Source organism: Clostridium fessum (assembly GCF_003024715.1).
Classification (GTDB): Bacteria; Bacillota; Clostridia; order Lachnospirales; family Lachnospiraceae; genus Otoolea; species Otoolea fessa.
Genome location: NZ_PYLO01000002.1, coordinates 263,722 through 277,460 on the forward strand (window position 1 = coordinate 263,722; position 13,739 = coordinate 277,460).

At 48.9% G+C, this 13,739-nt stretch carries 12 protein-coding genes and 1 pseudogene; 1 reads left to right on the plus strand and 12 read right to left on the minus strand.

Translation table 11 applies throughout. The features are described 5' to 3' along the window. Positions 1-67: 67 nt before the first annotated feature. Genes C7U56_RS06265 through C7U56_RS06275 form a run of 3 tightly spaced genes read right to left on the minus strand, consistent with a single transcriptional unit; the run spans position 68 to position 2,747 of the window. The gene (locus C7U56_RS06265; RefSeq protein WP_107000627.1) at positions 68-658 is read right to left on the minus strand and encodes a class II aldolase/adducin family protein; all 591 of its coding nucleotides are present in this window, start codon (positions 656-658) and stop codon (positions 68-70) included. Next, positions 655-1,899: a Tm-1-like ATP-binding domain-containing protein gene (locus C7U56_RS06270; RefSeq protein ID WP_107000628.1), complete on the minus strand. Its 1,245-nt coding sequence runs from the start codon at positions 1,897-1,899 to the stop codon at positions 655-657. Before C7U56_RS06270 ends, C7U56_RS06265 begins: the two co-directional genes overlap by 4 nt. A 44-nt stretch (positions 1,900-1,943) precedes the next feature. Further along, positions 1,944-2,747: an N-acyl homoserine lactonase family protein gene (locus C7U56_RS06275; protein ID WP_107000629.1), complete on the minus strand. Its 804-nt coding sequence runs from the start codon at positions 2,745-2,747 to the stop codon at positions 1,944-1,946. A gap of 202 nt (positions 2,748-2,949) precedes the next feature. Between C7U56_RS06275 and C7U56_RS06280 the strand changes: the two are divergent. After that, positions 2,950-4,101 (plus strand): annotated as a pseudogene (locus C7U56_RS06280) (glycerate kinase family protein). 160 nt (positions 4,102-4,261) lie between these two features. Here C7U56_RS06280 and C7U56_RS06285 read toward each other — a convergent pair. The 9 genes from C7U56_RS06285 to C7U56_RS06325 form a co-directional block, all read right to left on the minus strand. Next, positions 4,262-4,876 carry a DUF4125 family protein gene (locus C7U56_RS06285; RefSeq protein WP_107000630.1) on the minus strand — a complete coding sequence of 205 codons (615 nt, stop codon included), beginning with the start codon at positions 4,874-4,876 and terminating at the stop codon, positions 4,262-4,264. Between the two features lie 108 nt (positions 4,877-4,984). Next, positions 4,985-5,965: a DUF4037 domain-containing protein gene (locus tag C7U56_RS06290; RefSeq protein ID WP_107000631.1), complete on the minus strand. Its 981-nt coding sequence runs from the start codon at positions 5,963-5,965 to the stop codon at positions 4,985-4,987. 218 nt (positions 5,966-6,183) lie between these two features. After that, on the minus strand, positions 6,184-7,074 hold the full coding sequence (locus C7U56_RS06295) for a tetratricopeptide repeat protein (protein ID WP_107000632.1): 891 nt from the start codon (positions 7,072-7,074) through the stop codon (positions 6,184-6,186). Positions 7,075-7,403: 329 nt separating this feature from the next. Further along, positions 7,404-8,045: a type I phosphoribosyltransferase gene (locus C7U56_RS06300; protein ID WP_022359975.1), complete on the minus strand. Its 642-nt coding sequence runs from the start codon at positions 8,043-8,045 to the stop codon at positions 7,404-7,406. A gap of 330 nt (positions 8,046-8,375) precedes the next feature. Continuing rightward, a complete protein-coding gene (locus C7U56_RS06305) occupies positions 8,376-9,632 on the minus strand; it encodes an RNA-guided endonuclease InsQ/TnpB family protein (protein WP_243022520.1) in 1,257 nt (418 codons plus the stop codon). 54 nt (positions 9,633-9,686) lie between these two features. Further along, positions 9,687-10,097, minus strand: coding sequence for an IS200/IS605 family transposase (gene tnpA / locus C7U56_RS06310; RefSeq protein WP_370823980.1), 411 nt, complete (start codon positions 10,095-10,097; stop codon positions 9,687-9,689). Between the two features lie 181 nt (positions 10,098-10,278). Then, positions 10,279-12,147, minus strand: coding sequence for a DNA helicase RecQ (gene recQ, locus C7U56_RS06315; protein WP_107000634.1), 1,869 nt, complete (start codon positions 12,145-12,147; stop codon positions 10,279-10,281). A gap of 192 nt (positions 12,148-12,339) precedes the next feature. Beyond that, positions 12,340-13,134, minus strand: a complete 795-nt coding sequence (locus tag C7U56_RS06320; RefSeq protein ID WP_233430207.1) for an HAD-IIB family hydrolase — start codon at positions 13,132-13,134, stop codon at positions 12,340-12,342. Further along, a complete protein-coding gene (locus tag C7U56_RS06325) occupies positions 13,121-13,708 on the minus strand; it encodes a xanthine phosphoribosyltransferase (RefSeq protein ID WP_022359972.1) in 588 nt (195 codons plus the stop codon). Before C7U56_RS06325 ends, C7U56_RS06320 begins: the two co-directional genes overlap by 14 nt. Positions 13,709-13,739: the final 31 nt, after the last annotated feature.

Consider the following 13,739-nt stretch of genomic DNA (forward strand, 5'->3'; position numbering starts at 1 on the left):
TACAAAAGGCGATGATCGCAGTTCCTGTCTCTCTGCGTTCACCGCCTATTACTTTTTTCTGCTTTTCTTATCTACCCGCCAACAGCGAAATCTGCGCCGTCTCCTCGACAAGTTCCGCCAGATAAGCTGCCTCGCGCATCGTCCCAGCCACCGTCACCTGACCGTGACCGCGCAGAAGGAATGCATTCATCTCTTTATTTTTCCGGAACTCTTCCAGAATCATCGGGAAATATTCCTTCGGAACGGCATACGAATGGGTGTCAAACACCGGCACATTTCCGCCCAGCTTCATTTCCGAATGGCGCGTCGAAAAATCAAGCGTCTCATGCTTATCCGCCCATGCAGTCGCATATGGGGAATGGCAGTGCATGATCGCGCACACCTCCGGGAGCTCCCGGTAGATCGCACCGTGCAAAAGAGCTTCTTTGGATGGTTTCCGATTGCCCTCAATCAAGTTTCCGTCAAAATCCGTCACAACAATTGTGTCCGCGCACACCTCGTCAAACGCCACATCCGTCGCCTTCACAAGCATCCAGTCATGCCCTGGCGCACGCATACTCAGATTTCCGCCGTTGCTCATCTGATAGCGGAGCTGATAAAATTTGTGCGCCGCCTGTTCCATCGCATCGCTCAGCTCTTTGTATTCCTGATATTTCATGCGCTCTCCTTTCTGCTGCCCTCTGCTTCATTCAGCAGCACTTCCATCTCCTGTGCGCAGATATCCGCAAATTCAGGATCACAGAAATTCAGATCATACGCTTTAAACACAATCTCCGGCTTCAGATCCGCCTCGAAAATCTGACGCATCTTCTGAATTGTCTCCGGTTTATAGAAAAATTCACCCGGATAACTCATTGTCCGCAGTCCTCCCATCGGGAGAATGACCTCCGTTTTTCCCTTGGAACGATTCAGTCGTTCCACGATCGTGTGTGTAATATCCAGAATTTCGCTCTCATACAGGCGCGTATGTGTTAAATCCTGATTATGCCATACGTACCCCCGATCTTCCTCATCTTTTAAAAGTTCCTCTTTCCTCAGACACGCAAAATCAATGCCACCCGGGCAGATCAGCGCCGGGATCCCCATCTCCGCTGCTGCACACAGGCGGTTATCCGCACCCTTGCTGTATCCGTAATCACCCAAATATTCCGCTGTCATCTCATGCAGTGAGAGATCCATAACGGCTGAAATAACGCCCTCGCGGATCATCGACTCCATCACCCGGCCGCCGATTCCGGTCGAATGGAAGCTGATCATCTTCCTGCCGAGCGCCGTCAGCTCGTCGGATGCCCGCATCACGGTATCATTCGTAATCCCCATAAGCGTTGTCGCGATATATTTTTCCCCATGTGTATCGATCCGTTTTCCCCCATATGTCACCATGCCAATCAGGGCGCTGACTGTATTTCCCAACACAGCCTCATTAACGGGGTTCATACCGGCAAAATCAACGATCGACGGAACCACCATGATATCTTTGTCGCCCACAACCGTGTCAAAATACCGGTATCCGCTGGCGATCGTGGAACAGATAATCTTCGGAAATCCGATCGGAAGCAGGCGCAGCGCCGCAGAACACATAACCGTATTCTGCAGTCCGCCCATTCCCATCACGCCGTCAATCTTTTTCTCCCCGACGAGTTTTAACAGCATCTTGGAAATACTCTCCGTCATCGCTGCGATCGCACCGCTCTTGTCCATCGCGTGCACCTGCTCCCAGGTATAACCACCCATTGCCAGAATCTCCTCCCGGCTGACATCTGCGCGCATCGGAATATGCGGTCCCGTGCTGACATCGAGTATCAGCGGACTGTTTCCGCTCATTTTTATTTTTTTCTGTACAAACTGTACTTCATGATATTTCGTGTCACAGCTTGCAATTACCCCAACCACTGCCATTTTCTCGAAGTCTCACGAACTTCTTCTTTCACCTGCCTTTCGTCTTAAAGACCAAGGATCGGTGTTTTCGAAACCCGATCTAACATCTCGCGGTCATGACAGGTCAGAATCTTATCCAGACTCTCTGCCCGGGCTTTGATAAGCTCGATGCTCTTCCAGGCGGAGACAATATCTGAAAACCGGTTCGGAGGCGTAATATCATAATGAATCTCTTCGATCGGTTTCGTATTATCCATAATGAAAATTGCATCACCGCAGCAAATATATCTGCCCGCTGCCGTGTCGATCTCAACCGACTGATGCCCGATGGAATGTCCCGGCGTCTCAAATACGCGCACTCCCGGCATGACCTCTGCCTCGCCTTCTAGCAGTTCCATCTTGATTCCCTCAAATGGGCGGGTAATGCCAAGCTGCGGCGCCTCGTATGATTTGTAATAGAGCGGGATTGGATCCATCGCAAATTCGTATTCCTTCTTGTTTACATAAAATTTCGCATTCGTGAATTTATCCATATAGAAGCAATGATCCCAGTGCAGATGGGTAAACACTACAATATCAATATCCTCCGGTTTATATCCGATCTTTGCAAGCTGATCCGCGATCGCCATGCCCTCCGGCTGATATGATCCATGATGGTGGTATTTATCGGCGCGCTCTGTGTATGCCATGCCTGTATCCACAAGCAGCAGTTTGTCTCCGCCCTCTACCAGATACGTAAAAACTGGGTATTCTTCCTCCCGATCGGAAGCATCGGGATAATATGCCACCGTAGAATGGTGGTAAAGATACTGTTTCGGAATCATCGTCACGAAACCAGTGTTGATTGGTCTGATTGTTAAGTTACTCATATCGGTACCTCCTGTCGCTCGTCTGGCTATCTCAAACATGAGATAAATGCCAAATTTGTTTCTTAAAATGGAGCATCCAATATTGTATCCAGTGTCCAATAGTATTATAATAAAAAGAAGCATAGCTGTCAAGAAAAGTTTCAATTTCCATCTGAAAGTAACAATGAATCGGATCCAAAACACCAAAAAGGAGGAACCTCATATGAAAATTACGGTTGCAATCGATTCCCTGAAAGGAAGTCTGGCCTCGATGGAAGCCGGAAACGCCGCCAAAGGCGGCATTCTCCGCGTCTATCCCGAGGCAGAGGTCTTCGTGAGCCCTCTGGCAGATGGCGGCGAGGGAACCGTGGATGCCCTGACGGAAGGACTGGGCGGCAGGATCCGCACCATCTCCGTCTCCGATCCGCTCGGACGCCCCCTTCAAGCCGACTACGGGATTCTCACCTCACCGGGACAGGGCGAACCGCTTGCGGTGATCGAGATGGCTGCTGCCTCCGGACTTCCGCTCCTGGCTGCTGCGGAACGCAATCCACTCCGCACTACCACCTACGGTGTCGGAGAACTGATCCTTGACGCCATCCGCCAAGGCTGCCGGCGTTTCCTGATTGGCATCGGCGGCAGCGCCACCAACGATGGCGGACTCGGCATGCTCTCCGCGCTGGGATATCAATTTCTCAAAGAAGACGGAACGCCCGTCTCCCCGGGTGCCGCCGGACTGTCAGAGCTTTCTTCCATCCGTATCGGCTCCGTTCTTCCCGAACTGTCCGCGTGCAGCTTCCGGATCGCCTGCGATGTCACCAATCCGCTCTGCGGTCCAAATGGCTGCAGTGCCGTCTATGGTCCGCAAAAGGGCGCTTCCAGGGAAGATATCGTAAATATGGATCGCTGGATGCAGGCATACGCCGTCCTTACTGCCCGGCAATTTCCACACGCCGATCCAACGGTTCCCGGCACGGGTGCCGCCGGAGGTCTCGGATTTGCCTTTTTAAGCTATATGAACGCTGTCCTGGAACCGGGCGCCTCGATCGTGCTGGAAGAAACTTCTCTGGAATCGTTCATCCAGGACAGCGATATCGTCATCACCGGTGAGGGTCGTCTCGACGGACAGACTGCTATGGGAAAAGCCCCCATCGCCGTCGCCAGACTGGCTAAAAAATAGGGCAAGCCCGTCTTCGCCTTCTCCGGCTGCGTCACCCCAGATGCCATCCAGTGTAACGATGCCGGAATCGACGCCTTTTTCCCAATTCTCCGCTCCATCTGCTCGCTGGAAGAAGCAATGGAACCGGCATCCGCCCGGAAGAATCTGAGCGATACGGTGGAACAGGTGATGCGGGTGGTTCGGCGGTTTTCGTAAAAATTGGAAACAAAGAATGTGCTGATATAAGAAAATCGGAGAGGAACTTTGATCATTCATTCTCTCCGATTTTTTTCAACTTACCTTGTATATTAGCTATTATACATTCACTTTTTCGAAATCATTGCCATAAATTTTCGAATATACATCCTTCTAATTTTTATTTAGAGAGCGCCTTCTCCGCCGCATCCAGCCCCTCATATCCATATGCCTTCACTTCCTCCTCCATCGTCAGAAGTGCCAGACTCTTTCCTTCCTTTTTCAGTTCATTGATAAACTGCCAGTACGTATGCAGAGTGCTGTCCGAGTAAGTCCGCAGTTCTCCAAGCAGGTACGTCTGGAAGGAAGTATCATACGGCGTATCTTCAGAACTGTAGAGAAGCCTGTTTCCAGACGCCAGCACCGGATATTTCGCCTGGTACTCTTCCATCCAGGCAAGCTGCTGTTTCACGATCGCATCACTCCACTGTTCGCCCGCCAGCGTCGGATCAATCAGAAAATGATGCAGTTTCTTAAACTGCTCCGGTACGGTGCTCGCCATCATCCACGCATATTTCTCCATCACCAGATTGCGCCCCTGCTCATGGGCGCGGTCCATATCCGCCTGCACGCAGTCGATGAGTTCCTCTGTCCACGGTGCAAAATGGCTTCGTCGCATGATAAAAAATGTCTCCGGATCGTCCTGACAAGAAGCACGTCCGCCCTCGTTATTGACTTTCTGAAAATCTTCCCACTCCATCTGAATCAGTTTCTCTATTTTCTCCTGTTTCGTCATACGCTGTCCTCCCTTTCGCTTGCCAGATCCCTTCCAAATCAATTTCCTGCATCTTTTCTTTCAGTTACAGTCCATGCGCGTTCCCATTTTGATGTGTCTATCCGCGGCTTATCCTTCCATCACATGACATTTTTTCAGCTCCGGATCCTGAATCCGTTTCATGATCTCCCACGTATGCGCTTCCAGAAATGCATCCCGGCTGTCAGTCAGTCCCTGTTTTCGCAGTTCCCCAACCACCGCCTGACAGATTTCCTCGATCCGGCCCACACGCGGATCTAACTGGTTTACATAAGGATTCCATCCCGGGGGAAACGGCGGCTTCCACATCTCGCTCGTATCTCCCATCACCGAAAGCTCCCGGATTTTTTCCGCCACCTCCGGCAGAATCTGAAAGTTTTCCATTCCCCGGAACATCCACTTATAGTAAGGCATATACGTCCGGTTTAGTAAATAGACCATCGAAATCGCCTGCCGCACAAATTCATCGAGCGCCAGCATCGCCGCAACCGTATCCCCCCGCCGCATACAGCGGCCATAATTATACTGTCCCGACTGCGCCATTTTCGCTGCCCGCGCCGCGATCTTCTTGATCCGGACATCCTCTGGATAATACTTCCGAAGCTCCTCGCGGACCGCGGAAAATTCTCCCAGTCCGTCCTCAAAAACTGCCCCGCCTGTAACTGCCGCCAGCTTATCCTCCGGCAGATGCAGCCAGCGCATCAAGCTCCTTGGCGGCTGTTCCATCCCGATAAAACGGCTGTAAAATGCCTCTATCTCAAACACACCGACACGTCCGCCGCCCCGCGCACTTGTAAGCCGTGCCGGAATGCCCGCAAACTCCCCCGGCAAACGGTCGTAAGCATCCTGAAGCGCCTTCCCGTACTGGTTATAATCTTCCGCCGAAAGCCAGAGGTCAAAACCTGCCCCGAAATCGTGATCCTGCGATATCGCATCGTCAAATCCCAGGCATTCCGAACCTTCGCCCACCAGCCCCGCCGCCAGCCGCGGCAGAAGCTCTGGAAATTCCCGCTCCAGCATCGGACGCCCAACTTCTTCATAATATCGTTTTGCCAGTTCCAGTCCCTGCATCTGATCCCCCTACCTGATTTTATGGCTTTTTCTTGTCCTTTCTCCGCTTTCTGAATCTATTTCAGAAAATGTTACTGTTCACGCATACGTGCCCAGTAACGGAATTTGCCGTGGCTTCGCATTTAAATACGGCAAATTCCTGCTGCCACCACGTTTTCTTACGGCACTTTCGGTTCCAAAAGTGCCTACCCATGAACAGTAACCAGAAAATTTCCATCTCAGAATTTCGCATCCTTGAACTGGCAGCTCGCACAGTGGCTCTGTTTTCCGCCTGTGCTTTCCGTTCTGCCCTCGTCACCGGTAATGCCTTTTTCTTCCTTTTCTTTTTTGATCATCTCCAGATTCTGGCGGATCACCGCGCACGCATCGCTCTCGCCAAACCGGGACTGCGTTACCATCAGCGCTTTTTCCAGCAGCCCGATCGCCTGATCATAATTACCGCGCCTCCATGCCAGCTCCCCGGCTGCTGCCAGCGCCGAACCAAAGTGTCCCGACTGCACGCCCTCCGGGGACGCATAAAAGGTCAGGCTTTCCTTTAACTCTTCGTCCGCCTCATCCAGCCGTCCCAGCGCCATCAAGGATAGCGCCCGGTTGACATGGGTCGTTGCCACCTCCGCCTCGCTGTTCTCCATCTTTTTAATCAGTTCCAGCGCCTTATCCAGCGATTCCAGCGCCTTTTCATGTTCCTCCTGTTCCTGATAAATCTGGCTGATATTGTTGTAGAGACTCGCCATCTCATAGCCATCCGTTTTTCCAAGATTCTTAAAAATCGCTTCCGCCTCCCGGTACTGGGAAAGCGCTTTCTCCACATCTCCTGCCATCCGGCGCGCGGTTGCCGCATTTAAAAGTGTCGTTCCATGGTGGATCGAACCATCCAGTCCCATCCCCGCAATCAGGGACAGCGCCATATCCGCCATATCGACTGCCTGTGCAACCCGTCCGGTATTCCGGTAGAGTCCTTCCATCTCATTGCACATCATCAGGCAAAGGCTTTTGTTCCCTGAATCCAGCCCTTCCTTCATCCAGCCCATCATTTTCTCTTCCGCTTCGTCCAGTTTTCCCTGCGCATAAAGGCGATCCAGTTCCTGAAACATCTGCTGTGTATCCATTTTTATCCCTCTTTCTTTCCCTTCTTTATTCTTGTTTCTGTTATTTTTTTCATTAATGTGCCTTGGCACCTTTGACACAAAAAGAGATACCGCAAAACCTTTTTCCCATCCCTCTGCTCCCCATCTTCTTATTTCTGACAGGTCAGTGCACGGATTCTGTGGTTTTGCGGTATCCACTATCTGTTCTCAAACCTTGTAAAATCTATCTCTTTCTCAATAATGCTTTCTATGCCGCCATGCAGCACCCGCATTCGGATCGCGTTTCATTTCAACGATCCGGCTTTTACAAATCCTGTATTCATCAAACGAAGCAGCTTCCGATCGCCGCATCACCCCATCGGCGAATATCCAAACGTATTTACCAGCGCATCAATCTTCTTTCCTGCCTTGCAGAGCGGGCAGTCACGGTAATCTGAATACGTATAATCCGGTAAATCCTTCTTGCCAAAGACTGACTTGATCGGCACACCATCCAGCGAATCCATCGCACTGAAAATCGCCGATGCGCCCTGTAAGATACCACCGTAATACTGGATGCTCTCAACTGCCTTATTTAAGGTACGTCCCGTCGTCACGGATGCCATCAGGATCATCACATGTTTATCGCGGATCATCGGAATCAGGTTGTCACGGAAAATGATCTGGCTGTTGTTGTTAAACTCCGGGCTGATTACATAGATAGATTTGTGCGCGTTCGTCGAGAGAAAACCGCCCTTTGCCAGCTCCTCCGCCAGAAAAGCACCGATAACTTCCGTGCCCTCCATGCAGACAATCGTGTCGATCACGGTGTCATACAGATACATGCCAACCAGCGCCTGTGCAACTTCCTCCGCCTCTTTCGTTCTCGCTTTCAGGGTCGTCACATCAATGTAATAATTGATATGTGCATGGTTTGTTGCGAAATGTCCTGGCCGAATCTTTAACGGTACTGTCGCTCCAGTTGTGTAGATCTTTGTATAACTTTTCTCCATAAAAACGCCCCCTTCTCCATCTAAATAGGTGTTCATAAATGTTTGAAACTGCTTCTAAAAGTTCCATGTTCACAGTCACTTCCATCCATGGATTGATACCCTTATTATACTAGAAAATGTGGCGTTTAACAAGATAAAATCTGTCATCATATGTATATTTTTTTATTTTTCTGTCTTTTCTCCAGGCATTTTTTTCTCACAAACAGAACACACACCCGATACTAAGACTGTGAACTACTCGGTAACTAAGTTACCAGAGCATCTGAAATCTGGCGGGATACCGCCTTTTTTCAGGGTGCGTCCATGACACCACTACTGCTTACCTTTCGGCTATACAGCTACTTTTATTATTTCTGGATTCTTTAGTCCGGTTACGGACAGTTCTTTCTGTTTTCCGGATCCGGAAAGATATTTACGCAGGATATTAAATGCTCCTACTGCATCCGCATTATATCTTACTCCATCCGTTATATACATGCCACGCTCTTTTCTGTTTGATGCTTCTGCATATCTTTTTGATAGTTCTGGTGAAAACGGGCTGCACTGGCTGGTATAGCTTTCTTCCTGTTTTGTCAGTGATATTCCATACAGTTTTAGTTTATATTCCAACATGATATAAAGTTTATTATACGGCAGTCCGTGAAACTTCTGGTTTGTCTTGTGCCCTATATCTTTTCCTTTACGGATATTTCGGATATCTCCTATGATTACACAGCTTATCCTTTCTTTTTTACAGTATTCTGCAAGCCATCTGGTCACCTTATGAAGGTAATCCTTTACTGCGTTCTGTTTTTTCCGATAAATCCTTTTGATGTGTTTCGATGATCGGGGATATTTTATGCCGTTTTCCACCTGCTGTGCATACCATATTGATTGAACCCTGCTGATTTCTTTGTGAAAGTATCTTTCCAGCGAAAGATATTTTCTTCCTAGAATAAAACTCCTTCCATTTCCGGAATCATAACAGGTCATCAGATTATGAATTCCAAGATCAATTGATAAATAATGACCATTCAGGGAAAGCGGTTCTGGCTCTTTGATCTCATAAATAACGATAAGGTCACATTTTCCATCTTCCGGTGGATAGATCCGCAGCTGTTTTATGTGATCCATGTTCCTGAAAATCTTATTTTCAAGATATAGAAATTTTTCATGAATCCCGTAAGTTTCTTCCATATAGCTTTTCAGATCCTTTGACAGAGACAGCCGTAATTGGTCGGAACCTTTCTCGTGCCGGATTCCCATCTGCATGTAAGTGATTGGTATATTGTCCTGTTTAAATCGCGGCGGATTTGGATCTTTGATCCCACCGGTCTTTTTAAGGGCATAAAATGATTTCCAGGCTTTATCCAGCTGCTTGCAGGTCTCCTGCGCTGTCTGGGATGGAAGCTGTCTATACCACAGATCTCCTTTATGCGCTTTCTTCTGATAATACCAGTCAGGATACTTCTCCAGCCCCAATTCTTTATATCGACGACGTTCATAGTTGCAGACATTCCAGAGCTTGGAAGCAGCGTAACACATATGCCCTATAATATTAGAATATTCCGGCCGGATATTAACCGATGTTCTGTGAGACAACAGCATTCTCCTCCCCCCTTCAGACAGCCATGCATATGAATATTTACAATTCACATTGAATTAATACGACTTGCTCTGATGTTCAATATAACGGCGAATATTTTCCTCAGATACGGATCCGATCGTTTCCACATAATAGGAATGGTTCCACAGTTCTCCCTTCCACAACTGGTTTCTTATTTCCGGAAAACGTTCGAATAATTTCCTGCCTGTGATCCCCTTCAGATACTTGATAATGGCTGTTATTGACAGCTTTGGTGGAGCTGATACAAAACAGTGAACATGATCACCTTCACTACATTCAAATAAATGAACGGTAAAACCTTTATCGTCAGCTATCTGCTGCACGAGTTCCTGTAGGTATTTCTCAACTTCTGGGGTTAATATCTTCCGTCTGTATTTCACCGACCAAACCATATGGTAGTTAATATTACACACACAAGTCCTATAATGTATAAGATTTTCTTTCATACATATAGTATATCATATCGAAATGTAATGCGCAACCATTATTCGAACGTATTTTCGTTTTTATTGTATGCCGGTTACGGCATTACTATCAAAGGATGAGAATTATTATACTATTTGCATTGTGCAGATATGCACACTACTGCGCTTTCATCTCGGTAATTGAATTGCCGAGGATTCCCGCTTATTGTCCTAAGAACTTCCGCACACATTCCAGAAACCGTTCTCCATATTTTTCAAACTTATACGCACCCACGCCGGACACCTCCAGCATCTCCGCTTTCGTGACCGGTTTTAAAATACACATATGCGTCAGCGTCTTATCAGAAAATACGATATACGGCGGCACTTTTTCCTCGGATGCGATCTCGCGGCGCAGCGCGCGGAGTGCCTCGAAGAGCGTCTCTTCCTTCTCCGTAAATTCGTCTGCCCCGGCTGGAAGTTTCGCGCCCCGGCGGCTCTTTTTGCTGCTTCCAGCTGTCTGTTTCTCCCGCTCCTTCGCCATCTTCATCTCGATTGGTTCCGGTGCTTCCAGGAAAGCAGCACCTTTTTCCGTCAATTTGACAATCGAATACTCATCCGTCGTGACAAACAGATACTCCTCCACCTGGAGGAAGTTAAACATCTGGCGCAGATGCACGACGCTCTCCTTCGCCAGCTCCCCATAATGCGGATTCTCATCCATCCGGTAATTGCGGATCTTAACCGTATTCGCCCCGTGCACCGTGTCGAGAATCACCGTTGTTCCATAGCGCTGTCCGCACGACTGCACACAGCCTAAGAGACTCTCTGCCGCCGCCTGAATGTCGATCGTGTCAAATTGCGTCATACAATTCGAACAGTTTCCGCAGTAATTACTTCCATATTCGCCGAAATACCGCAGGATATAATCACGCAGGCACTCATTCGTAAAACAATAAAATGTCATCTTTTTCAGGCGTTCCCGGTCACGTTCCAGCACCACCTGCCGCGTATAGTCGTCAAGCTCCTGATTGTCCTGGTTCCGCTCAATAAAAAGCTGGTTCGTCACCACATCCCGCCCGCTATAATACAGGATGCACTCCGCCGGTTCGCCGTCACGCCCGGCACGTCCTGCCTCCTGATAGTAGGCTTCCAGGTTCTTCGGCATCCCGCAGTGCAGGACAAACCGTACATCCGACCGGTCGATTCCCATGCCGAACGCATTGGTCGCCACCATCACCGGAACCCGGTCATAGATAAAATCATCCTGATTCTTCTGCCGCTCTGCATCGGAAAGTCCCGCATGGTAACGCGTCACTGAAAATCCATCCCGGATCAGCTTCTCACAGATCTCCTCAACATTTCTGCGGGTCAGACAGTAAATAATCCCTCCCTGCCCCGGGTGCGCCTCCAGATATGCCCGGATTGCCGCATAGCGGTCCTTCGGCGTCTCCACTGCAAAATACAAGTTTTTCCGGTCAAATCCCGTCGTCAGCATCACCGGATTCTGTAACTGCAAAATGTCGATGATATCGTCCCGGACCTCCTTGGTCGCGGTCGCCGTAAAAGCACTGACCACCGGACGCCTCGGCAGCTTCTCGATAAAATCAACAATCTTCAAATAACTCGGTCTGAAATCCTGTCCCCACTGGGAAATGCAGTGCGCCTCATCGATCGCCAGCATCGCAATATCCACGTGCATCGCAAAATCAAGAAATGTCTCCGTCATCAGACGCTCCGGCGCCACGTAAATGATTGGATAACGCCCCTCGCGCGCATACCCAAGCGCCTTATAATACTGTGCCGTCGTCAGCGAACTGTTCAGATACGCCGCGTGGACGCCCGCCTGATTGAGTGCCGTGACTTGATCCTTCATCAGAGAAATCAGCGGTGACACCACCAGCGTGATTCCCGGAAGAATCAATGCCGGAACCTGATAACACAGTGATTTTCCGCTGCCCGTCGGCATGATTCCCAGCACATCACGCCCATCAAGAATCCCGTCAATCAGTATTTCCTGTCCTTCGCGGAAGCTGTCATATCCGAAATACCGCTTGAGAACTTCATATTTTTCCGATTTCTCATAATTCATATATCTTTATCCAACGCCCTTTCATTCTAGTTCTGTCTCAACTATCCACAATCTTGAGCATTTCAAGTCTCAGACATCCACCAGGTCAATCTTTCCTTAAACTTCTCTCCACAGGATGTTTCTCTGAACTCCACACATCCACACAAATTTCACTCTTTATACATATATATCAAACACCAAACCATTGCTTCCTTACAAAAGCCCCAGCTCTTCCATCGCCCGGTAAATCCCATCTTCCTCCACGGTCTTCGCCGTAAACGTCGCATACGACTCCAGCCCGGCATCGTGTTTTCCCATGACAACCGCATTCGGCACATACTGGAACATCGACAGATCGTTCATGCTGTCTCCAAAGACCCACGCGTCCTCCAGCGCGATCCCATATTGCTTCAAAATCCACTCGATCGCACTCGCCTTAGAATGCCCCATCGGCACACACTCATAGAAGCCGCCGCCCCGGTCAATCACCTCAAAATCCCGAAGTGTCTCAAAAAATCCCGCCGGATCACTGTCTGCTCCGACTGCCACGCAAAATTTACTGATCGAAAAGGACGGATCCGACCAGTTCTTCGCCGAAACCGAGCCGCTCTGGTCGAGAATCGAGCGGATCGCCCGCATCGTTTCGGTCTGCACCCCATCTGGCCGGAAAAAGCAGGCGTCCACGCCCTCCATCACTGTATCCATCCGGAACCGCAGAATATCCTCTTTCAGTTTCTCCGCCCGTTCCGGCGAAATTCTCTGGTCATAGAGTGTCTTTCCATCCACGGAAATATAGGTACCACAGCCACAGAGCAGCCCGTTTACCGGCGCTTCCTCCCGGATTTTGGACGTCTGGCACCAGGTCCGCCCCGTATTAATAAATGTCAAATTTCCCTTTTCCATTGTTTTTTTTAAGGCAAGCACCGCGCTTTGCGGTACCTGCCTTAATTTTTCACTAAACAATGTTCCATCAATATCAAAAAACAATGCTTTTTTATTTATCTTCATTTCTGAATACGATCTCCCCGGTCTCTGCATTCATGCTGTCTACGATCGCCAGTGACTCAACGCGGATGCCCTTATCACGGATGCGTTTGCCGCCGTCCTGAAAACCTTTTTCAATGACAATGCCCGCACCAACTAATTCTGCTCCCGAATCCTGAATCAAAGTGGTCAGACCGTCTAATGCCTTGCCCTTTGCCAGAAAATCATCGATAACCAGAACCTTATCGCCTTTTCCAAGGAACTCCTTGGACACAATAATATCATATACAGTGCCATGGGTAAACGATTCAACCTTCGTTGTATACACTTCTCCGGCAATATTTTTCGTCTTTGTTTTCTTGGCAAATACAACCGGAACATCAAAATATTCGGCTACGATACAGGCAATACCAATACCCGACGCCTCGATCGTCAGGATCTTGTTGATCTCCTCACCCTCAAAACGGCGTTTAAACTCCTTGCCGATCTCCTGGAACAGATGAATATCCATCTGGTGATTCAGGAAACGATCCACTTTCAATACATTTCCTGCTCTTACGATTCCATCTTTACGGATTCTGTCGTATAAAATCTGCATATGTCTATCCCCTTATCTGTATTTTTATGAG